Consider the following 22,594-nt stretch of genomic DNA (forward strand, 5'->3'; position numbering starts at 1 on the left):
AAGACTTTTCAAACTGCTCGGCCTAATTGCAGGCATTGTGTTACTGAACATCGCGGTATTGTCACCGGGGCTGCTGGGCGTGGACATTGTCAGCGGAACTGCCCTTGAGACCGCCTCCGGCGTAACTCTGTTAGTCCTCAGCTTGCTGATTGTCCTTTACGGAAGTTATATCTTGCTATTCAAACCTTCACCTGTGAAATCCATCCGGAAGCTGGAGACCCAGGTGGATTATATAGCCGAGCTGCATAAATACCGTAATGTTAAAGTACTTAAAAAAGATGTTGTCCTTGCTCTGGATCAGCTCGAGCGAATCGATAAGAAGAAGGATACGTTGCTGAACGTCCTGTCGCAGCGATTTGAGCAAACAGAACTGAGTTATCAAAAGTTTATTGCGGTGATCGGGTCCGTTGAAAAACTCTTTTATTTGAATATCAGAGGGATTCTTAACAAGTTAAGCGTATTCGATGCCGAAGAATTCTCGCTTTTTACCGATTCACATAACCCTGGACAGTTCTCCGATAAACTGGTACAGCAGAAAAGGAATCTTTTCAACGAATACTTTGCCTATGTGGCCGGGTATTTAGGTGCCAACGAAGAAATTATACTGAAGCTTGATCAGCTGTTGCTGGAAATCTCCCTGTTAGACAGTACAGACTATAAAACGATCGAAGAAATGCCCTGCATGAGAGAAATCAATGACTTAATCAAACAAACAAAACTCTACCAGCAATAGAAAGGAAGATGATGATGGCGAGGAAAGGAAAAACATTTGCGGTATTAGCAATTATTGCGGTATCGGTCTTTGCACTTGTATACTTTGGAATCACCCTTACCTCTAACTTGGGTAAATCCAAGACCGAAATTTCGGCGGAGGATGCCACGAAACGACTGGAGAAGCTCTATAAAGATATTAAAGTAACCACTGCGCCACTGGTCAAAGGTCAAATCGATCTTGATCCTGTAGCCGTCGGCGACTCCCTACCTGATATCTCCAAGTTCACGATTTCTGTTGAGCCTACAACCGACAACTTCGTTGAAATCTTCTCTTCTATAGAGAAATCCGGAACTGGCAAAGATGGATGGTTGAATGGTGTGGCTAAAGACTTCAATGATTCTAATACACTGGTAGACGGAAAACCCGTTTCGGTCAAAATCCGCAATATCGCTTCAGGTACAGCGGCCGACTACATAAGATCCGGTAAATATGTGCCGGACGCCTATACCCCTTCTAATGAGTTGTGGGGAGAAATGGTCAAAGCCAGCGGCGTTCAAACTGAACTTGTCGCCAAGCGCCTGATCGGTAATGTAACGGGCGTCGTGACCAACAAGAAGAAGTATGATGAACTGGTGAATAAGTACGGATCCCTCAATGTTAAAACCATTACAGACGCTATCGCTGACAACGAGCTGGCGATGGGGTACACCGATCCCTTTGCCAGTTCCACCGGACTGAATTTTCTGGTAACGGCCCTATCCACCTTTGATAGCTCTGATCTACTGGGGGATAAGGCAGTGCAAGGCTTCGAGAAGTTCCAGGCCAACGTTCCCTTCATTGCCTCCACCACCCTGCAAATGCGCGAAGCCGCAAAAACTGGCAGACTCGATGCATTCGTGCTGGAATACCAGACTTATGTCAACACAGCTGATTTAAAGAGTGGTTATGTATTTACTCCATTCGGTGTAAGACATGACAGCCCGCTGTACGCGCTTGGTAATTTACCTAAGGAAAAGCTGGAGATTATTAAGAAATTCGCTGCCTTTGTTGAACAGGCTAAATATCAAAAATCTGGAGCAGACAATGGATTTAACGGTCTGAATGATTATGTTGCCGAACTTGACCCAGTAGATGGCAGTGTACTCTCGTCCGCCCAGAAGCTCTGGAAGGAAAAGAAAGACGGAAATACACCAATTGCAGCAGTATTTGTTGCCGATGTATCGGGAAGCATGGCCGGCGAACCACTCAATCGTCTGAAAGAGTCCTTGCTGAAGGGCCAGAAGTATTTAGGAAAAGACAACAGTATCGGCTTTGTCTCTTACTCCAGTGACGTTACGGTCAATCTTCCCATTGCAAAATATGATACCAATCAGCAGTCTATGTTCGTAGGTGCCATTAACAGTCTACAAGCTGCGGGAGGTACCGCTACGTTTGACGCCATGGTTGTTGCCATGAAGATGCTTCAAGATCAAGTCAAAGTTAATCCGGAGATCAAGCCGCTGATCTTTGTACTAAGTGACGGGGAGACCAACGAGGGACATTCACTGGATGATATCAGAGGACTTATTCAAACCTATAAAATTCCGATCTATACCATTGGTTACAATGCGAATATTAAAGCTCTGGAGAGTATATCCATCATTAATGAAGCTGCCAATATCAATGCAGATACAGATGACGTCGTGTACAAAATCGGCAATCTGCTCAATGTGCAAATGTAATTTTGTTATCAACTACTCACTTATAGGAGGATTGCCATGTCATTCACTATGGAAGTGCCAAGTGCAGAGAATTTGAAGTCGGTTATTGAAGAACAGGTAAAACCAGAGCCGGAAGAAGTCACACAGCTGAAGGAACTCGCGATTAACAACGTCTCTTCCATTCTGGAACTGGACATCGATTCGCTGGAGAAGCGAAGAGCCGTTCTGCAATCCATTGACAGCTTCGGCATGGGAACGATGCGCTCCTCTTCCGATAAGAATGCCTTGCTACAAGTAACCGTGGGCAATTTGTCCAAAACAGGCGATGAAGGCGGCGATGTTGCCAAAGGCTTAACTGAGCTGCAATTGCAGCTGAAGGATCTGGACCCGAGCGCTGTCGATTTTGCCAAAAGCGGGCTGCTAGGCAAGCTGTTCAATCCGCTACGCGCTTACTTTGCCAAATTCCAGAAGGCCGATGCCGTCATTTCCGATATTATTATCTCTCTGGATAAAGGCAAAACCGTTTTGCGTAACGACAATACAACACTGGAAATTGAACAGCAGACCTTACGGGAGCTAACGAAAAGGCTGCAAAAAGAAATTCAGCTCGGTATTTTAATGGACCAGGAGATTGAAACACAGATCGAAGCTGCCAAGGTGCGTGGGGAGTCCGAAGACAAAATCCGCTTCATTACGGAAGAAGTTCTCTTCCCTCTCCGTCAACGGGTGATGGATCTGCAGCAAATGCTGGTGGTCAACCAGCAAGGCATTATGGCTATCGAAGTGGTGATCCGCAATAATAAAGAGCTAATCCGCGGGGTAGATAGAGCCAGAAACGTTACAGTGTCTGCGCTGAAAATCTCGGTTACGGTCGCCAGTGCCCTTTATAATCAAAGAATTGTCCTAAAAAAAATAGAACTGCTTAACCAGACCACTGACACACTGATCAGTGGCACTTCCAGAATGCTTAAAGAGCAAGGCGCAGCCATTCACAAGCAGGCGCTGGAGACCAGCGTTTCTGCCGACACGCTTAAGCAGGCGTTCACAGACGTCCTCTCAGCGCTGGATTCGATTAGCACCTACAAGCAGGACGCTCTCCCTAAGATGCGTGATACCATCGTCCAGTTCCGGGAACTGGCTGACAACGGTGAAAAGCAAATTCTGCGGTTGGAGAAGGGTAATCGACTCGGATTGTGAGTAGCAGCTGATAGCTTGCATTAGAATATCCTTTTTCTACAGGCTGTTAAGACTATTAACTAACACAGTTGAACGTGGTCGATACCACAAGCGATCCTGGTTAATAATTTCTAGTTCATATCCTAGAATCCTAACTGCAAGGGCAACTTCCCCTGTCATCTGCGGTTAGGATTTTTGCGTTGACTACAACTCCACGAACAATCATATTTTGCTATAATGTTTTTTATATTGATTCAAGCAAAGGATGGGATACTTATGGAAGCTACCGTTTCCAAACGCTGGCTGCTGGCACGACTCTATGAACCCGAGCAGACCATTGTAGACTGCCGATTTACGCTAGGTAAACCGCTAGCTGGCAAAGAAAGTTTTGAGCAGGAACATATTCCTGGAGCGGTCTATCTCGATCTGGAGCTGGACTTGTCAGCCCCTGTATCAGAGCATGGTGGACGCCACCCTCTCCCGGACCCACAAGCTTTAGCTGCACGTCTGGCGAAGCTTGGTATCGGCAACACGACGCGCGTAGTCGCTTATGACGATGAGAGTGGTATGAACGCCGCCCGGCTTTGGTGGCTGCTGCGTTATTTGGGCCATGAGCAAGTATTCATCCTGGAAGGTGGCTTCAGCGCTTGGAAAGCCGAACGCTTCCCTGTTACGGATCATCAGCCAATAAGAATACCTAGCTCATTTGAGCCAAACTTACAATCACAGATGTTAGCGGGTGTCGATGAGGTTCGCCGGGTGTCCGGGCACACGCTTACGAATATTGCAGATTCCGCCTTATCCCCTGCTCTTCCCGTGCTAATCGATTCCCGTGCGCGGGAAAGATACTTAGGTCTCGAAGAAACCTTGGACAAGAAGGCCGGGCACATTCCTGGTGCCGTTAACTTCTTCTGGAAAGACACTCAGAATGAAGATGGCAGCCTCAAGAGCGCCGAAGAGTTGCAAGAACACTTCGCTAATCTGGACAAAGATTCGGAAATCATCGTCTACTGTGGCTCCGGCGTCACCGCCTGCCCGAACGTGCTAGCACTTGAAAAGGCCGGATATACGAATGTGAAGTTGTATGCGGGGAGCTGGAGTGATTGGATCTCTTATGAGGAAAATCCGATTGCGACGGGGGACGAAAAGTAGCGAAAGCAGACATACAGGTTATGTATTAAAGTACATCGCTCATGTGGCGATGTACTTTTTGCGTCATGCTGGGGTGTAACGAAGTCAAACGGAAATTCCCCCTGAGAACGGCCGCTGAAAAGCCTAGAAGTCAGCTTAGAAGTGTCTACCTGCATGCAAAAAGAGAGCGCTTGTTATTAATGTAGTAACGATAGAGTTTGGCGTATTCTAAAAAGGTAACGCGTTACTTATCTGTCCAAACCTTTGTCTTGGCTATCTTTAGATGGTTTCTGCTTCATGTCATAATAGCTTAAATAATTGCTAGTTCTAATAATATTTCTCAAGGGTTGCAACAAGTGAAGACGGAAGATCTATTTCTTCCTTAACAAAGCTGCCCCCGGGAATGTGAATGCCTTTGGAGGACAAACGTTCGATTTGATCCGCCATACGAGCCGAAAAACCTGGAGCGAGTAGTTCGGGGGTTAGGGCAACAATGAACAAGCCTACACCAGGCGAGTGGCTCCCTTCCTCAAAGGACGGAGCATCAAGTGACCAGTTCGCGCCTGTCGTACCTGCGGCGAGTATTTCAACCATGAGTGCGATATTGGCACCACGCGCACCGCCGAAAGCAAGCAAAGCCCCCTTGATCGCTGCACGCGAATCCATAGTGCTTTGCCCCTTCTCATCGATGGCCCAGCCTTCAGGGATCATCTCACCGCGTTCTGCCGCTTGCCGTATGTTAACAAAAGCCGTGGCACTGGATGCCTGATCGATAACCAAGGGAGCTCTGTTGTCGACAGGCGCAGCAAATGAGAGAGGATTGGTACCATACACAGCCTCCTTACTTTGTCCGGCGGCCATTAAGGCAGATCCATTGGCCGCAGCCAATGCTACCAATCCTTTGCGGGCGAGACGCCTTACGTAGTAGCCCAACTCTCCAGCCGTATAGCTGTTCTTTAACGCTAATACGGCTACACCATAAGTGTTTGCCCGTGTTTGCAATTCCTCGAATGCACGATCAAAACCAAGCTGGGCGATACCACCCTTGGCATCGACCTGAATGAGAGTTGGAGCTGGAAAAAGAGCGCCGGCTCTTCTGTGCTAGTAATGCGACCATCCAAAAAGCCTTCCAGATAATCAGGAAGATGAGCAAAACCAACCGAACTACGACCGGCACATTCTGCAGCGATAGTTGCTTCTGCAAGAGAGATTGCTACTGCTTTGCTTGCACCAGAAGCAACACACACACGAATAGCCAACTCTCTTGCGCTATTAAGATCGTATCGCATTGGCTATTACCCTGAAACTCGATATATTTTCTGCTTTCTTGTTTCCTCTCAGCATTTCATCACGCTCCCGACTGAAATTTCTTCTTTCCATGTGAATATAGATTTTAATGATTATATCATGGAAATTAGTAGTAGTTCTTTAGGAAAGGTCCGTTTCCGCCGAGTTTCCCGCTTGCAGCAGGAACAGTTCATCGCCAAAACTTCAAATCTATCGTATTATGGACAGGAGTTTTATTCCCTCAGATAACAGAAAGGAAATACTTCTAATGATTCTCTTCATTCACCGCAAGGATCTGCGGACTAGCGATCTTCCAGCCTTTGAAGCCATACGTTCTTCTGGATCTTGCAGCCTTCATGTGTTGATTCTGGAGCCTTTTCTACTGCGCAAACAACGTTATCTTGAGCATAGCGGGGTTAACTTCCTGACGCAGGTCTCAAGACTTCAGCAGGAGTACGCCACTGAGGGCAAGCAGCTACATATTCTGTATGGCGAGCCTGATATTATTGTCAAGAGGCTTAGCGAAACCTACCCCATTCAGGAATTGATGCTCCATGCCGATTACACCCCTTATGCATTACAAAGAGACATGAGCCTGCGCGATACATCGGCTGCACTCGGCATCCGTTTCAAAATTTATCACGACAGCATGCTCTGCGATCTGGAAGATTTCATGGATTGGTGTGGGAGACGAGAGCCCTTCAAGGTATTCACACCGTTCTACCGCCGCTGGCGCAGCTACTTGGCAGAGCGGTTTCGTCCGCCCTATTCTTCGACCTTAGCGGAGCTGTCAACGTCCACGCTGGACGAGAGAATTGCTGAGGATTTCAAGATTCCTGAGGAGATTACACTTCAGATTGAAAAGCTAGCACCTTCAGGAAAGAAGATAGATGTAAAAGATACGCTTGAGCAATTTATAGACTTACATTTACGGGATTATCATGTGAGCCGTGACAAATATGCACAGGAGGGCACCAGCCGGATCAGCCGACACCTCAATACGGGTACCATCTCTGCACGTACTGTGTATACTCGGCTGGCGGATGAAGAAAATGGTGGGGAAGAATGGCTGCGGCAGCTGGCCTGGCGGGATTTCTATCTGTATCAGGCCCGGCTCGATTCTGATTTCTTCAGCTATGAGAAGGTGTATGATTTGAGCGTTCTGGGTACGAAATACTTTGAGGCCTGGTCTTCAGGAAGAACTGGTATTCCGGTAATCGATGCCGCCATGACCCAACTGAACACAACCGGCTGGATGCCGAACCGGCTGCGAATGATTACCGCAATGTTTCTTACCAAAAATCTGGGCTGTCCATTTATTTACGGGGAGCGTTACTTCCGGCTGAAGCTGAGCGATTATGATAATGTGCTGAACCGTGGCGGCTGGCTGTGGAGCTCCTCGCTCGGATTCGACGCCTCCCCTTACTTCAGGATCATGAATCCGGTAACCCAGTCCCAGACTCATGACCCCAGCGGAGATTATATACGTACCTGGCTGCCGGAGCTGGCAGATTTGTCCGATAAAGATATCCACCTGCCTAGACCATATGCTATCGTTGATCTTAAGCAGTCACGGGCGCTGGCGATTGAGGTGTATAAAAAAATCCTGAACAGCAAAGGAGCGACAGTGCAACCTAATAGCGAAAACTGAGCTATAGCTTGCTTGCGCTTCCCTGCTCTTCTTGCAACATCACCAAAATTTCTGCTGTTCCTGCGGGTAGTTGGAGTGATTGGATTTCTTATGAGAGGAATCCAATCACTATTGGGTAAGAGTAATCGAGTACTTGGGGCAGCTAGCCCCTACTCCTCTAGCTCATCCAGCTTCGCTTCCAGTTCAGCCAACTTGTGATTCGCTTGATCCAATATTTCCTGAAGCCCTGCGGCTTCTGCTCGTTTTATTTCTTTTTTGACAACCTCAACTTGCTCTTCCAAATAGAGAATCTCGGCTTCATTTCCAGCGTTGTTCCACATCTGTGAATAAGTCATAGCCAGCCTCCTTTCTTCTTTACACCATGAGTTCAAGTCCATGATTCAAGCAAATTCCAGTTTCCATTTATCTAGATTAATCGATACTGCTATTGGAGTCTAGCTAATCAACATTAAACAAGCGCCGATTACTTTTCCTGTATTCAACTTGGAGCTGATTTTTAATCGCTTAAGCGGTTGTTGAGCATCAGGATACCCTACTCTATATTCAAATAACATTGAAGTAAAATATGATGCACTGCGTTTTCTGGCCTATGGTTATAATGCAAAGAGAGAATATGAAAGCGCTATTGCCGCCTTGAATCAGATTCCAGAATTATATTTCACTAAGCTTGCTGAATGATACGCAGCTGACGGTAATCATACCGCAGCATTGGCAGAAACCACACGTGCACTTGCTTTAATAGACGCGCTTAGTGATAAGGAAAAATCAGGAAAGTCCAAAATTTCGTAGAATTTTTCAATAAGAAAATACAGACAGATATACAGCTAGGAGGATAGTCTATTGCAATCCCCGAACATCCATGAAATGGCCATTTATACTAGACGAGTGAATGCTGTTCTAGATTATATTCACACTAATCTGGACGATGATCTTTCCTTGGAGCAGCTCGCTGAGGTTGCTGGATTCTCTCCATATCATTTTCATCGAATGTTTAAACATGTCGTCAAAGAAACTCTGAATAAATATGTGAACCGGGTCCGCATTGAGAAAGCCTCGAAACTCCTTGTTTTTCATGAAAACATGTCGCTCACTGAAATTGGATTGGAATGCGGATTTTCGTCCAGTGCAGGGTTCTCCCGTTCGTTCAAAGTATTCTACGGTATGTCTCCCACTAACTACCGTTTACAATTTAATATATTTAAGTCACGGAGTGTAACTTTTGCGGAGAAGCATTTCAGGCACAAAATGCAGGCCGCAGGGTATCTGTCAATCGATATAGATGAAATGATCAGATGGGCACACCATTACGTTCATACGGCTCAGATTGTCCATTTCCCACCTGTCAAAATACTTTCCATACGTCATTCCGGTCTATCAGATACGGGATTGACCCGGGAATTATCGCATGCCTTCGACAAAGCGTTTCGTCAAGCTTATCTTAATGGGTTGCTCTCTTCTGAGCCTGAGATTATCGGCGTATCCTACGACGATCCCTACTTGATCCCTCTTGAAAAGTGCCGATATGATGCATGCGTAACCGTCACACCCCATTCAGAATCCAGAGATGATCTGGAGATTTCAACCTTGCCCGGCGGCAAGTATGCCGTAATTGAAATTAGGGGCAGTATAACAGATCCTGAGCGGCATTTCCGCAGCCAGTGGTGCTTGCCAATCAGAGGTAAATAGCCAATTTTTTAAAATAGCAAGATTCGTCAAACCGTACATAATGGGTTTTTTTAAAATAAGGGACAGGGAAATCTTGCAAAAATAATAAGATGGGAGAATGCTTATGACAACCTTTGCAGTACCGAAATTACATTTTGATGGTTCGACTGTCGACGTACTTTGGGACAACCACGAAGAGGCCATTCATTGGTTTGAGAAGTTCATGTCGTGGGAAGTAGGCCAAAAGGAGAACTGGAAGCCTGATCCAAGATGTACGGAGGGCAAAATGACGCGAATGAATTGGGGTACTTGGCTGATCTCAAGTCTATCGTCTGTAAGACTGCCCCATCATTTTGCTGAACGCGGGACCGTGGAGTCCAACATCCGGTTGTGCTGGAGGACTCGAAACCTGAAACAACTGCACAGTCACTATAAATCAAGCGGGGTTCGGGTGACCGATATTTATAAAGGGCCGGGTGGTACGACTTACTTTGACTTCTGGGCAACATACGAGGGAATTCGATTTACGGCTCAGGAAGATAAACAAATACAAGAACAAGGTTTCGTCCCCTCCTGGATTAGATTGGGTGTTAGCGACCTGAAAAAATCCGTCCAGTGGTATCGTAACTATTTGGGGATGGAAATGGAGAACGATTTAAGCAAAGATGGTTATGTCATCATGAGCCTTCAATTAAATCATCAACGAGATCAAAAATCCTTATGGGTATTAGAGCAGTTAACAGAAGATGCTTATATTGGAAAAGTAGATGGACCTGTGCGGCCAATTTGCTGGGTTACTGATCGTGAGGATTTTTTTAATTATCATACGTTCCTATCAGACAGCGGGATCGAAACCTCGGATATTGGCGGATTCATAACTAGAGGAATGGTCAGCTTTCATGCATATGATCCCGACGGTAACCGTTTGAATTTCAGCAGCATGTAATATTCCTCGATGTATAAAGACTGGATCATAGGGTATTCCACCGCTTAAAGGCGAATGAGATACCCTATTTCTATAGCACTTTAACTTTAGGCGCCCTCTTCCCCCACACCTTTTAAGGACAATGTACAAGGTTGATCATAAGTACGTACATTATAAGCAATAACACAGCTTTTTTAGCAAAAGACGCTCTCCAAAGAGGTGAAGACGTGTGCCCATTAAAACGGGTGATCAATACATCGAACGAATTGACCGCCAAAACATTAATATCTGGTATAAAGGAGTGCAGATCGAGGGCCCTTTATCGAAGCACCCCGCATTTAAAGGTCTCATACAAACTCAAGCCGAAATGTACAACATGCAGTGTGATGAGCAATATTTAGCGCAGATGACCTATCCTTCACCAGAAACAGGAGAGCCTGTCGGTCTCTCTTTTCTCCCTCCCAAAAATGCTGAAGACTTACAACGCCGGAGAAAAATGATTGAACTCTGGTCAGGCAAGCATCATGGATTTTTAGGACGTTCCCCCGATTATATGAACACGGCCATCATGTCTTTGTTTACAGCTGCCGATATTCTCGAAGATCTAAATCCTAAATATGCTGAGAACCTCAGGAAGTACTACGCTTACTGCCGAGATCAGGACATTACCTTATCCCATGCATTCATCCAGCCTCAAGCAAGCAAAATATCCGGTCAGATTGATGCTACAGAGGATTCTATCGCTGCGAAAGTTGTAGAGATCAATGATGAAGGGATGATTGTAACAGGAGCTTTTATGATGGCAACACAAGGTGCTACATGCGATGAAATGCTTGTATTTCCGACACCCTCACCATCATTTGTGGATGATGATAACCCATTCGCATTTGCCTTTGCAGTACCCAATGACCTGCCTGGAATGACATTTTTTTGCCGTGAAAGCTACGCAGCCTCATCCCTCTACGACCATCCGCTAAGTTCAAGATATGAAGAAATGGATACGCTTGTTGTATTTGACCGTGTGCTGGTTCCTCATGATCGTATATTTTATTACGGTGATGAAGCGTATGGTGCACGATTGTTCGACGAAAGTCACTTTCATACACATATGGCTCATCAAATTATCACCCGTTATATTGCAAAGACCGAATTTTTTCTGGGTGTACTAGAATCATTGGCGGAAGAACAAAATTCTGTCCTTGAGCCCTACAATTTTCAGCAGATTTCAAGAACAATAACTTTTTTAGAAACATTCAAAGCATTAAGATTGGCTTCTGAAATAGGGGCATCTTCAGACAAATTTGGATATCTCATTCCAGATAAAGGTCCACTTCTGGCTTCAACCATTCACTTTTCAGAGTTTTATCCAGAGATGGTTGAGATGGTCCAAAAGTTCAGTTCAAGCGGTCTCATCATGATCCCCTCCGAATCCGACTTCATTTCAAGTGCCGGTTCGTACCTCAGTCAGTATTTGAAGGGTAATGTCTCGGATGCCTGGTATCGAAATGCCTTATTCCGGCTTGCTTGGGAACTGGGAGCGGGAGCATTCGGCGGCCGGCAAACCCAGTTTGAACGCTTATTTTTCGGAAACTCCCAAACCTTGGCCTTCCGCATGTACAACAGCTATGATAATCACGAATACTTCCGTCAAATCATTCACGAGTTTATTGCATCTCAGTATCCTCATACTGATTCAACTTCCGAGGAGCAATAAATCTAGCGAGGAATTCGGGAGAAACATTTCAATCTCACAATACTAAGGGAGCCGTTCGGCTCTCTTTTTTCAATGTGCGTCTCTTTAAGTTAGTTTATTTCTATAGATTACTTTATGGACATCATGTCTCACCGTTCGATGCCCAGCTTTAATCCCTTTTCCGATAGCGATAAGCATTACATCAAGATATCTTTCGGAAATATTTAAAGCTGCTTTTAACTGCTTGGAATCATAACCGGACATCATCACCGTATCAAGTCCAGCTTCCTTTGCCAGCAAGACTAATGACATTGCGGCAAGACTTACATCTCTGGTTAATTCCATCCGAAGTTCCTCGTCTGATTTAACTGCATAATAATCAATTGCAGCCTGTGCTAGAAAGTCTCTTAAAGATTCATCGAAATAACCGGATTGAAAACCTTCCTCATGGATCTGTACAATATTCTCTGCTTGGAACGCTTTATAATCACCTAGCATCACAATTAAAGCTGAGGCGTCTGCTACTTGTTGTTGATTGAAAGCGATGGGCAATAGAGACTTTTGGATTTGGGGATCATCTATAATTAGATACCTTACCGACTGGATATTATTCCCATTCGGTGATTTGCCTGCACTTTCAATCAATGAAACCAGCATGTCCAGGCTGATTTTATAACTCGGGTCATAATGTCGGACTGAATTTCTATGCTCCAGAATACTTTTAACACTCATGTTGTTCACTCCCATCTTTATTTATAATGCTTTTCAAATTATAGTAGTTAATACTAAACAGGAAAATAACGCACAAAATTGTGGGTAAGCCACCTTTAAGTGCCTATCTGAGGAGGAACGGGATTTGATCCATTTTAATACAGGGATAAATGTTTTTATGAATATTGTGGGTGGAAAATGGAAGTGCTTAATCCTTTTCTTTTTGAGTCGAAATTCAGTTCGAACCAAAGAGTTTTATGCGCTGATACCTGGGATCACACAAAAAGTATTAACAGATCAATTGCGGCAGTTGGAGAAAGACGGACTTGTGAAAAGAGAAATCTTTCAGGAGATTCCACCAAAAGTAGAGTACAGTCTCACAGAGCTGGGGCAATCTTTTGTACCTGTTCTAAATACAATGTGTGATTGGGGTAATGAATACGCAGTGTTGAAGGAAATCAAGAGCGATGGACAAATTCACTGTACTCACCAAAATAATCATCAATAGCCCCCTTTCACTTTGGTTCAACACAACCTAAAAAAGGAAGCTCCTTAAATATTGTCTTGTAAAGAAATTACGGCGCATTCTCCCTTGTTTGGAGGGAATGCGCCGTTTTTTTGAACAACTATATCGTCTTCTTGGTTTTACTATTCCGGCGGCAGAGCGCTGACTTCGTCAAGCTGCTGGAATTCTTCAAGGGTAAGCTCCATTTCCGCAGCGGCCATATTATCCTCCAATTGCTCAAGGCGTTTGGCACCAACGATTACGGAAGTAACAACCAATTTGGACAGCAGCCAGGCGAGAGAGCTCCGGGCCGGACTTACGCCTCGTACCTCCGCCTTATCCTCAAACACAGCGCGTTAGCAACCGTTGTCTGCAACGATATGCTGAGGACATAGCGTTTAAGTGAATAAGGATAGATTATACTTTTTTTGCATCAACGCTATTCAAGCGTAACTTGCTTAGCTCAGGAAGCACAACACCCAGCAGCACTACGATAACCCCGACCCATTGAAGTCCGCTGACTTGCTCATGAAGCACGAATGAGGACAACAATACGGCAACCGGCAGCTCGGCAGCACCGAGAATCCCCGCCATGCCGCCTCCGATATGAGGAACACCTATCGCAAATAGCACAGGTGGGATAAACGCTCCGAACAAACCAAGCAAGAAACCAAATAGCAGTAACTGACTCCATAGCAACCCGTTAAACAGGAAGTATGGCGGGAATAAAATGAATAGCAGCAGCATTCCTCCGGTAACCATCCACGCACTCCGGTACGCTGGATGAACGTTAGGAACAGCTTTGCCACTGAAAATAATAAACATAGAATAACTTACTGCAGACAGAAGCCCAAGTGTAAGTCCCAGGACATTGAAACGAGCTTCGCCCTGATCCATAATCCCCGCTGCAAGCAGCGTTCCTCCGAACAGCAATAACAAGGTTAGCAGGGTGACCTTATCAGGCCATTTGCGTTTGCTGACCGCTTGAATCAGTACGCTGATCCAAGTGAACTGAAACAATAGAATGATCGCGAGTGAAGCCGGGATGTAACGCAGGGATTGATAGTACATCAGACCGGTTACGACCGTTGGCGCCCCAGCCAACATCAGCACTATTCTATTTTTCCAAGATAATTTACTTCTAACTACAGCTGAATTACCACCTACTGTACCTTGTCCACTCTGTGTACGCTTTTCTCTAACCTTTGTGTAAAGTGCCAACAGCCAGGCAAGTATACAGCCCGTCAAGAGCTGCGTGCCAACCACTTCACCCAACTGGTACCCCTTATCGTAAGCCAATACAACAATTGTTGATAATATACCGTAGCTCATAGCCCCCACTAGGACGGATATTAAATACTTCAAATCTTTCATTTTGCACCTCCACAATATTCCAAACCGCCTGACATAACGCAAATAAACCTAACTTCGTAATAAGGGAACTGAAGCATTTCCTTATCATCGTAGTTAGGAAGAATAGGCTTCCTGTAGAAACCTCCGCCCTTGTGGCCTTTCTTGAATGCGGAGTTATACGAGAAATATGTGATTATTATCATCATGACGACTTTTCATATGCTACACGGCAAGTAAACATATGTCAACCTTAAATACCAACTCTTCACTTATTACGTCTTCATGTCGATAAATTTAGAATACACATGGAAAAGTATGGAGGAGAATATGAACACTAATCGTAGAACCGAACCTTTTCGCTATACCCTTAAGGAACCTTTTACATTTGATCTTCATATCCTTGCTATTAACGGGCTCCCGGTTCCTTCCAAGCCTGTAAGAGCTGTACTGTTTGACATCAGTCGTTCCGGCTGTCACCTATCGCTCCCCATAAATATAAATCTGGAAAACAATCTAGTGCGCGTTGGCATGGAGATAGACCTCACAGTAGAACCTACGTACATAGAAGGTACAATGAAGTGGAATAAGCAACAGGACGGCAGTTTTCATTACGGCATCCAACTGGACATCCCTGAATCTGACCGTGATCGTCTTCCAGGGGTACTTCGTAAGCTGGCTGGCGAAGGCAAAATATTGGTCCGCTGACCTATTAATTTACATAAAGGAATTTGCTATAGCGATCTACTAGGGTATGCCTAGAGTTAGTAGCGGAGATGTGGAAATGTTGCATCCATCTCGGCTTATTGGATTGTCATTTGATTTGAAATATAGATCATAACTAACGTCCCAAAAAATCCAGCATATATGTGTTCACGATTTCCGGTTTTTCTAATGGAAGCCCGTGCCCAGCCCGGGGAATGACGGTGGCTTCAATGTTATGTATTACCCTTCTGGCTCGTTCCATTGCTTGCTCCACATCATACTGAATATCCTGATCCCCGATGAGCAGTAATGTAGGGGCAGTAATCTGCTGTAACTCATTATCTTTTATGTATGAGACGAAGAGCTTCGTTCGCGGAAGCGCGTTTTGCATGGCGATTGTGAACTGGTCTTTAAGCGTCTGATTGATGACGTTTCCTTCACCTGTCATATTATCCATCAGATTTTGAATCCTTTGGGTCGTGGGCATCATTCCCGCAAGCAAACAGCGGATGAAAAAACCTTTGTTCTGTGGCTGTATGCCTGCACCAGGGCTCAAAATGATAACCTTGCGAATACGTGCTGATAAACGAGTAGCAAGAACCATAGTAATGAATCCACCATAAGAATGCCCACAGACATGTACCTTATCGATGTCAAGTCCATCCAGTATCTCAGTAAACCAAGTCACACAGTCCGTTTTATTTTTAATCGGCCGGATTGAACCACTCTTATTTATATCACCTGGGAAATCAATGGCATATACCCGATAACGACTACTAAGAGCATCAATATTTTCTAACCACATTGTTGAACTGAATCCGAAACCATGTAGTAAAACCAATGGCTCAGCATATTCTGGTCCGGCAACAAGGACATGTACGAGGCCAAAAGAGGTAGTTACATATGCAGACTGGACGGGTACCTTCCATAAGTGAAGTGTATCTTGATAAGCCTTCATGACAAGATCCGGATTTCCTTTCTTTCGATAAATCGAAATCATTTCCCCATTCATTAGGTGATCCTCTCCTCTATCGATTACTACTCATGATTGAACACGAACCATACTTGTAAAAAAACGAATATGTGCTATCATCGTTTGCTCAATTTCTGTTGTCTCCTCTCCATCCAGCCTTCTCAATACATATAAGGAGGACATTTGGAGCAATGAATATTGATAATTAACTGAAAGTATTCTGGGATCATGCGGTTGAATTTGTCCTAACGCAATATACTTTTCAAAAACGATCGCCATATAATTAGACATGCCTGCAACTATATCGTTTAAGTAAATAGCTCTAGCTTCCTGATCCCTAACCTGTTCCAAATAGATAATTCGCCAGATCTTCTCCATCTTTGGATTTTGAATATGCTCCATGAAGTTTTGAAAACCTCGCATCAAAAACATTTCTACATCCATAGCCGACACGATGGCATCAAGACCTTCTAATGGTGGAATTATTTTAGATATATCCATTCGAAAATTATAGTAAATTGTTTCCAGTATCACTGCTTTGCTTTGAAAATGATTGTACAAAGAACTCTCCTTAATACCCACCTCCCTCGTGATATCCCGAATCGAGACAGCGTTAAATCCACTTTTAGAGAAAAGATCAATAGCAACATGAAGTATGAGATTCTTGTTGTTATTCTGGATCAGGTTTCCATTTAAATCTAAAAATGTTCCGGTCTCATGTTTGATTTCCATATTAGAGTGGCTCCTTTTTGACAAACTAACGAATGTTCGTTTCATCATTATAACTAACGAATGTTAGTTAGTAAAGAACTCTTTAGTATATAAATCCTATTATTAACTATAAAAACCAATAGTTGCTCTACGATACCCGCATATGCTATCCATCCTCCATTAAAACCCCCTGAAGCCAAGCAGCGTCTCCTGCCAACCGTGGCACCTCTACAGACAACCTCTTCACATGTTCACGCAGGACGTCAGCTTCATCGGTCCCTTCCAGATAGCGGGTAAGAAAATGGAGGAATACATCCATTTTTCTCAGCAATATCAGCATTGGAATGGCCTGGATTTCATCAATAGAGAGACGAACCTGGCGGCTATATCCCCGCCAAAAATCCCGGATCACAACATCTTTCTCCGCATTGCCCAGTAGTCCAGATAGGATAACTGCAGGTTCCATTGCCCGCACGTCGTATGCACAAAATTCAAAATCAAGCAGCCCAGCCACTTGCCAGGGAGCGGTGGCCTCCACTAGCAAATTAGAAGCATTCAGATCCCCATGCACCAACTGATGCGGCAGTCTCTTCAGTTTCCACAGTGAATCCTCAATGTTGTCCACGGTGTCACTGAGAATCTTCAGTTCCTCGGCGAGATCTATGAAGGGTTCTGGAGGATTCAAATATAACTCCCGGATCGTTCCCCTGGTACATAGCGGATAGGACTGCCCCAGCTCATAATATGGAAGATACGCCGCAGGAAGTTCCGGATTTACATCCGCTAGGACTACAGACAACACTCCTGCCGCTTCACCAAACGATTCATAAAAGTCAAAATTCCCCTCTGAGGGCGAATCTCCTTCGATATATGTGCACAGACAAGCAAATTTGTCGTTGTAATCTTCTAACTGAACCAAAGACTCCCCTGCGGAGGTAAAGATTGGTGAAGGTACTTTAAAAGGCAAACTCATGGTTGCCAGCTTTTGCAGCACTTCATGCTCAAATTCGATTTTGTGTCTGTCCCTGTGCGTATTATAAATACGCAGCACTGCCCACCGTCCTTCCTTTTCCACAATATAGGTTGTATTGTTCCAGCCCCCTGGCTGTTTTCGCAGCTCCCCATTCCACTCCGGCCATACCTGGCTGATTATACTATTGATAGACTTATGCCCCTCTCTCTTTAATATTCTTTTCTATTCTAATAGGTAACATTGTCTGATGAAACTACCAATTTTCTGGACAATCCTTCCTCTAGTTGTATATAGTGTATAACGGGAAGCAGCACTTAGTCAGTAAGGGATCAGGAGGAGAAATTCGGAATGGCAAATCTATTGGTAGTAGAAGATGAACGAGCAATCAGTGATTTAATTACAATGAATCTGAAACTGGTTGGACATACATATAGCAAGGCCTACCGTGGACCGGAGGTTTTTGAAATTCTGGAGCGTGAGAAAATCGATTTGATTTTGCTCGATGTTATGCTCCCAGAGCTAGATGGTTTTGAGGTTATGGGGCGGATTGCACATTTGCAGATTCCAGTGATTTTGATCACCGCCAAAAATTCTTTGGCTGACCGCATCAAAGGCTTCGAGCTGGGCGCGGATGATTATATCATCAAACCATTTGAAATCCTTGAATTGCTGGCAAGAATCAATGTAGTGCTGCGTAGAGGGGAAAAAGGCACCTCCAGCTTCATTTGCGATGACGTTGAGGTGCGTTACCTGGAACGGCAGGTTTTGGTGGATCAGACGCCGGTTGACTTGACTGTCAGGGAATTCGAACTGCTTGAGGTGTTAATCCGTAACCGGAATATTGCATTATCGAGGGAAAAGCTCCTGGAATTGGCCTGGGGTTATGATTTTGAGGGAGACACCCGCACTGTGGATGTACACATCCGGCAGCTACGCAAAAAACTGGGCTGGGAAGAACGGATCAAAACCATTTTCAAACTAGGCTACCGCCTGGAAGTTCAGAGTTAATCATGAGATTCTGGCATAAAATTCTACTGTCGGTACTTCCCCTCTTCATCATCACTCTGGATGTAAGTGTGATTATGGTGATGAAAAAAAGCTGGCAGCTCAATATAGATAGTGAGACACAGAGAGCCTCCAGTGATCAATTGTTAATTGCCAATAATATTTATGAGAACCTTAATTCTATTCAGGCGCGGGGTAACCCATTGACTCCTATTCTACTGGCCAGCGTGGCTCAATCCTATGGCGATTATTATCATAAGCAAGGAATCTATTTGCAGCTCTGGGATAGCGACGGGATGATTTATCCTCCCCAGAATGAAAACTTCACAGCGCAAAGCTCGGGAAACGGCAGCGAGACTGAAGCCTTAGACGCTCGGTCTATTCAGCTCTCCACCCCGCTTCCTGCTCCTTACCAGCATTTGCGGCTTGTCTATCAGCGTGAAATCAGCGAGCTCTTCGCCAAGCAACAGGAGCTGAACCGCTTTTTTGTAATGATTAACCTGATTGCGGGTCCAGTTCTGCTGCTACTGCTTTATCTGCTGATCCGGCAGCTAAGTAAGCCTCTGAAGCTCCTCTCAGAGACCAGCAAAACGATCGCCGAAGGTGACTATACGAAACGGGTAGAGCTACACAGTAAGGATGAATTTGGCGAACTGGCCTTGAACTTCAACCGGATGGCAGAGGCTGTGGAGCAGCGGGTCACCGAACTCTCGGACATGGCTGAGGAGAAACAGCGGATGGTAGATAATTTGGCCCATGAATTGCGTACACCGTTGACCAGCATGCAGGGTTTCGCCGAGTTTCTGACCACGGCCAACATTGGACAGGAAGAACAGCAAACTGCGGGCAACTATATTCTTAGCGAAACTCTCCGTCTCAAGAACCTGGCCTTTAAGCTGCTGGATTTGTCTGTCCTCCGGCATCAACCGCTGACACCCCGGCAGGTGGACATTTCGGAACTGTTTCAAACGGTCCAACACACGGAACACCCCAAATTAGCGAGTGCAGACATACGACTTCTTGTTCAGCATAAGATCGCTACTGTTTGGGGAGACGCAGATTTGCTGGCTTCTTTTTTAGTCAATCTCATTGAAAATGCGATTCATGCCTCCAAGCGCGGTAGCGAGATCTATATGCTGGCCTATGAGCTGAACAGAGAAGCCGTGCTGGAAATCCGCGATACGGGTGCCGGACTCTCGGCAGAACAGGCTAAACGCGTATTTGAACCGTTCTACCGGGGAGATCAGGCGCGTTCACGCGAATACGGCGGCGCTGGCCTGGGATTATCCTTATGCCGGCAAATTGCCGAAGCACATCAGGCCAGGTTAACATTAGACTCTGAGCTTGGCAAAGGGACTTGCGTACGTATCTTTTTACAACTTCATAACAACTGCCCTCCTACTCTATAACATCTTTGGATTAAGGTTAGGTAGATTCATCATCCAATCCCTATGGAGGTTAAGTTAATGAACAACAAGAAGATTTCAACTACACTCACAGTGCTCTTGTTCTCTGGAAGCGTGCTGGTGGTCAGCGCAATGATTGTCCCAGGATTTGTGAATACCAGCGTTGCCAAGAGTATTCCTGTCGTGCAGTACACGGGCAAGCAGACTTTGACCAGCAGCAAGACGCCTGTATTAAAGGTAGAGGCAGAAACAGCAAAGATTACGGTCTCCGACGTCAACAAAGAGTTGGAGCAGCTGATGACCCAAGAAGAATTTCAGCAAATTTATAATTTTGCGGACAAGCCCGATAACGAGCTTACCTCCAACAGAGAGATGACCGAGGAAGAAGCGAATCGGAGGCTAATATTGCAAGACCAGTATTTGTATGAGGGTCTCCGCCCCAAGCAGTCCCTTCCGTTAAAGCCGGGACAATCTGAGTATTATTGGGACTTGGACAATAACAGGATCCATTATCCGAATCGACCATTGACTGACGAGGAGCTCTTGGAAACTACGGACTGGTACTATCGGCTAAACTATGGTCTATCCAAACGGAACATTGTAACACCGCTGGATTCCAAAGATTTGGTTCAGGCTGATGCCGTCGCCCTCGCCGCTACAAGTGTAAAAAAGCTATTTGGTGCTGATGTCTCCAAATTAGAAGTATATGCTAATTTAAATGATGCCGTGATATTAAATAAAAAATCCTGGCTAATTACATTTGCTCCTTATAAAGCGGACACCTTAAGAGCACAGGGTAAAGATTTCTGGCAATATAACGTAATCATTGATTATACTACCCGGACGGTAGTGGACACGACAGCCGCTAATTTCACTCTAAAAAGAACCCCGATTAGTGCTGAAGCTGCCAAGGCTATCCAAAAGGATGCGACATGGATTCACGAGGCTACGAAAATAGTAACTGACAAGCAAGGAGAGACCCGAAAAATCACTATGGCCTACCTGGTAGATACCGATAAAAATGATAGTCGCGGTATGGTTGACGTCAAAATGTTACTCGAAGACGGCAGCAGCTATACTGCAGAATTGCGCTACCCGGATAAGACGCTTCGCTGCCTCCTTTATGAAGAAGCAAAAGTCACCAAGTAAGATCATTTTTGCACCTTTGTGCATGAATTTTATTCAGGGTAAAACGATATACTATTCGTTCTAGTACTATGAAATCACCCTCTAAGACCTCATAACTGGATCGATTGAACCTCGTACAGCGAAAAATCGATTATTCGAGGGGAAAAATATTGGTTTTATAAAAATAGAAAAGCCCGCAGGGAATGCGGGCTTTTTGGACTTGCTTTTCATTTAAGAGGCACTTGCTTGGCAAATTGCTCAAACTTCTTCAGGTACGGAGCGACCTGGGAAGTAATACTTTGCAAATATCTGATAGAGGCTTGCTTTGTTTTTTCTTCTTTAGCTGTTTCTGTTGGAAAAATCCAATATTCTTTATACACAGATCCTTTTTGATATTGCACACGGAATAGCTTGCCTTCTTTCCAATGTTCTAAAAGACTTCCATTGGTATCCCAGATGGATATCGTCGTCTCGTTCCCCTTGTAAATAAATTCGAAATCAGGATCTGCCACAGCATGTCTAACTTTATAACCGCTTTTCCAAACATCGTTAACAAATTCGCCCGATGTAATACTATTTTGAATCACTTCTCCGGACGCCTCCGTGATTTTTTCAGTCAGTGTGCCTGAGCCGTTCATCCGGTCATTCTTCCAGTCCCCATTATAGACAAGCCGATATGTTCTTCCATATTCACCTATGTATTCGTTATAATACTTTCCAGTACCTGAGCGTTTGCCTTGTACGAATTCGCCCGAATACCACTTTTTGTCACTCCATTCTAATTTTCCTTTTCCATTCGGCAGATCGTTTTTCGTTTCCCCGTAATAGACAGCATTGGAATAACTCGTTGTCGCTTTCACCGATTCAGCACCAGCATTTGAAACAGGAACAGCTGCAGACAGCGCCGTTGTTACGCTAATTGTAGTTGCTAAAAATAGAATCCATTTTTTCTTCATTTCATACCCCTTTATGAGCTATATTTAATCCTCCTATATTATACATAATTAAACAAAAAGAATATTGGTCTTTGTGTAGCTGGAATCCCCCGTAGCCTATAGCACAATTGAGTTGTTTGGCCGCATAAAATATATGAAGTAAATCTTGATCACACTGCAAAATAGACTACCCGTCATTTGCATGTTTTATTTGAATCCAAACTATTTTCACTATAAGAGATCATAATA

At 44.7% G+C, this 22,594-nt stretch carries 22 protein-coding genes and 1 riboswitch; of the genes, 13 read left to right on the top strand and 9 right to left on the bottom strand.

Features of this window, described 5'->3' with window-relative positions:
• The first annotated feature begins 37 nt into the window (after nt 1–37).
• From ACFRAM_RS11860 to ACFRAM_RS11875, 4 genes are all read left to right on the top strand, one after another.
• Entirely contained in the window at nt 38–733 is a 696-nt protein-coding gene (locus tag ACFRAM_RS11860; RefSeq protein WP_379466026.1) for a hypothetical protein, read from the top strand.
• A 14-nt stretch (nt 734–747) separates the two neighbouring features.
• Nucleotides 748–2,436, top strand: a complete 1,689-nt coding sequence (locus ACFRAM_RS11865; protein ID WP_379466375.1) for a vWA domain-containing protein — start codon at nt 748–750, stop codon at nt 2,434–2,436.
• A 36-nt stretch (nt 2,437–2,472) separates the two neighbouring features.
• Complete coding sequence (locus ACFRAM_RS11870) at nt 2,473–3,612, top strand: toxic anion resistance protein (protein ID WP_379466027.1); 1,140 nt, start codon at nt 2,473–2,475, stop codon at nt 3,610–3,612.
• Between the two features lie 255 nt (nt 3,613–3,867).
• Nucleotides 3,868–4,743 carry a sulfurtransferase gene (locus tag ACFRAM_RS11875; protein WP_379466028.1) on the top strand — a complete coding sequence of 292 codons (876 nt, stop codon included), beginning with the start codon at nt 3,868–3,870 and terminating at the stop codon, nt 4,741–4,743.
• Nucleotides 4,744–5,049: 306 nt separating this feature from the next.
• On the opposite strand, the gene ACFRAM_RS11880 is transcribed toward ACFRAM_RS11875, so the two are convergent.
• On the bottom strand, nt 5,050–5,784 hold the full coding sequence (locus tag ACFRAM_RS11880; RefSeq protein ID WP_379466376.1) for an Ldh family oxidoreductase: 735 nt from the start codon (nt 5,782–5,784) through the stop codon (nt 5,050–5,052).
• Nucleotides 5,785–6,277: 493 nt separating this feature from the next.
• On the opposite strand from ACFRAM_RS11880, the gene ACFRAM_RS11885 reads away from it, so the two are divergent.
• The gene (locus ACFRAM_RS11885; protein ID WP_379466029.1) at nt 6,278–7,660 is read left to right on the top strand and encodes a cryptochrome/photolyase family protein; all 1,383 of its coding nucleotides are present in this window, start codon (nt 6,278–6,280) and stop codon (nt 7,658–7,660) included.
• 149 nt (nt 7,661–7,809) lie between these two features.
• On the opposite strand, the gene ACFRAM_RS11890 is transcribed toward ACFRAM_RS11885, so the two are convergent.
• Nucleotides 7,810–7,995 (bottom strand): hypothetical protein, encoded by a 186-nt coding sequence (locus ACFRAM_RS11890; protein WP_379197523.1) that lies wholly within the window; start codon nt 7,993–7,995, stop codon nt 7,810–7,812.
• 505 nt (nt 7,996–8,500) lie between these two features.
• On the opposite strand from ACFRAM_RS11890, the gene ACFRAM_RS11895 reads away from it, so the two are divergent.
• From ACFRAM_RS11895 to ACFRAM_RS11905, 3 genes are all read left to right on the top strand, one after another.
• Complete coding sequence (locus ACFRAM_RS11895) at nt 8,501–9,346, top strand: AraC family transcriptional regulator (protein WP_379466030.1); 846 nt, start codon at nt 8,501–8,503, stop codon at nt 9,344–9,346.
• A gap of 103 nt (nt 9,347–9,449) precedes the next feature.
• Nucleotides 9,450–10,271: a VOC family protein gene (locus ACFRAM_RS11900; RefSeq protein WP_379466031.1), complete on the top strand. Its 822-nt coding sequence runs from the start codon at nt 9,450–9,452 to the stop codon at nt 10,269–10,271.
• Between the two features lie 208 nt (nt 10,272–10,479).
• Nucleotides 10,480–11,964 carry a 4-hydroxyphenylacetate 3-hydroxylase family protein gene (locus tag ACFRAM_RS11905; protein WP_379466032.1) on the top strand — a complete coding sequence of 495 codons (1,485 nt, stop codon included), beginning with the start codon at nt 10,480–10,482 and terminating at the stop codon, nt 11,962–11,964.
• Nucleotides 11,965–12,048: 84 nt separating this feature from the next.
• On the opposite strand, the gene ACFRAM_RS11910 is transcribed toward ACFRAM_RS11905, so the two are convergent.
• On the bottom strand, nt 12,049–12,675 hold the full coding sequence (locus tag ACFRAM_RS11910; protein WP_379466033.1) for a nitroreductase family protein: 627 nt from the start codon (nt 12,673–12,675) through the stop codon (nt 12,049–12,051).
• Between the two features lie 124 nt (nt 12,676–12,799).
• Between ACFRAM_RS11910 and ACFRAM_RS11915 the strand changes: the two genes are divergently transcribed.
• Complete coding sequence (locus tag ACFRAM_RS11915) at nt 12,800–13,162, top strand: winged helix-turn-helix transcriptional regulator (RefSeq protein ID WP_379466034.1); 363 nt, start codon at nt 12,800–12,802, stop codon at nt 13,160–13,162.
• 140 nt (nt 13,163–13,302) lie between these two features.
• Here ACFRAM_RS11915 and ACFRAM_RS11920 read toward each other — a convergent pair whose 3' ends face one another.
• Together ACFRAM_RS11920 and ACFRAM_RS11925 are read right to left on the bottom strand one after the other, a co-directional pair.
• A complete protein-coding gene (locus ACFRAM_RS11920; protein WP_379466035.1) occupies nt 13,303–13,509 on the bottom strand; it encodes an aldo/keto reductase in 207 nt (68 codons plus the stop codon).
• A gap of 67 nt (nt 13,510–13,576) precedes the next feature.
• Nucleotides 13,577–14,533 carry an EamA family transporter gene (locus ACFRAM_RS11925; RefSeq protein ID WP_379466036.1) on the bottom strand — a complete coding sequence of 319 codons (957 nt, stop codon included), beginning with the start codon at nt 14,531–14,533 and terminating at the stop codon, nt 13,577–13,579.
• Nucleotides 14,534–14,603: 70 nt separating this feature from the next.
• A riboswitch (purine riboswitch) is annotated at nt 14,604–14,714 on the bottom strand.
• A gap of 125 nt (nt 14,715–14,839) precedes the next feature.
• Here ACFRAM_RS11925 and ACFRAM_RS11930 point away from each other — a divergent pair.
• A complete protein-coding gene (locus ACFRAM_RS11930) occupies nt 14,840–15,217 on the top strand; it encodes a PilZ domain-containing protein (protein ID WP_379466037.1) in 378 nt (125 codons plus the stop codon).
• A 133-nt stretch (nt 15,218–15,350) separates the two neighbouring features.
• Here the strand turns inward: ACFRAM_RS11930 and ACFRAM_RS11935 are convergent, their stop codons facing one another.
• The 3 genes from ACFRAM_RS11935 to ACFRAM_RS11945 all read right to left on the bottom strand — a co-directional run bounded on the left by ACFRAM_RS11935 (nt 15,351) and on the right by ACFRAM_RS11945 (nt 18,087).
• Complete coding sequence (locus tag ACFRAM_RS11935) at nt 15,351–16,226, bottom strand: alpha/beta fold hydrolase (protein WP_379466038.1); 876 nt, start codon at nt 16,224–16,226, stop codon at nt 15,351–15,353.
• A 30-nt stretch (nt 16,227–16,256) separates the two neighbouring features.
• Nucleotides 16,257–16,919, bottom strand: coding sequence for a TetR/AcrR family transcriptional regulator (locus tag ACFRAM_RS11940; protein WP_379466039.1), 663 nt, complete (start codon nt 16,917–16,919; stop codon nt 16,257–16,259).
• Between the two features lie 145 nt (nt 16,920–17,064).
• Nucleotides 17,065–18,087: a phosphotransferase gene (locus ACFRAM_RS11945; protein ID WP_379466377.1), complete on the bottom strand. Its 1,023-nt coding sequence runs from the start codon at nt 18,085–18,087 to the stop codon at nt 17,065–17,067.
• Nucleotides 18,088–18,219: 132 nt separating this feature from the next.
• Between ACFRAM_RS11945 and ACFRAM_RS11950 the strand changes: the two genes are divergently transcribed.
• The 3 genes from ACFRAM_RS11950 to ACFRAM_RS11960 are packed head-to-tail and all read left to right on the top strand — an operon-like array spanning nt 18,220 to nt 21,431.
• Nucleotides 18,220–18,879 (top strand): response regulator transcription factor, encoded by a 660-nt coding sequence (locus ACFRAM_RS11950; protein ID WP_379466040.1) that lies wholly within the window; start codon nt 18,220–18,222, stop codon nt 18,877–18,879.
• Nucleotides 18,880–18,881: 2 nt separating this feature from the next.
• Complete coding sequence (locus ACFRAM_RS11955; protein ID WP_379466041.1) at nt 18,882–20,285, top strand: HAMP domain-containing sensor histidine kinase; 1,404 nt, start codon at nt 18,882–18,884, stop codon at nt 20,283–20,285.
• A gap of 57 nt (nt 20,286–20,342) precedes the next feature.
• Entirely contained in the window at nt 20,343–21,431 is a 1,089-nt protein-coding gene (locus ACFRAM_RS11960; protein WP_379466042.1) for a hypothetical protein, read from the top strand.
• Between the two features lie 206 nt (nt 21,432–21,637).
• Here ACFRAM_RS11960 and ACFRAM_RS11965 read toward each other — a convergent pair whose 3' ends face one another.
• Nucleotides 21,638–22,366, bottom strand: coding sequence for an MORN repeat-containing protein (locus ACFRAM_RS11965; protein ID WP_379466043.1), 729 nt, complete (start codon nt 22,364–22,366; stop codon nt 21,638–21,640).
• Nucleotides 22,367–22,594: the final 228 nt, after the last annotated feature.

Source organism: Paenibacillus sp. NPDC056722, from assembly GCF_042790635.1.
Taxonomy (GTDB): Bacteria; Bacillota; Bacilli; order Paenibacillales; family Paenibacillaceae; genus Paenibacillus_AQ; species Paenibacillus_AQ agri.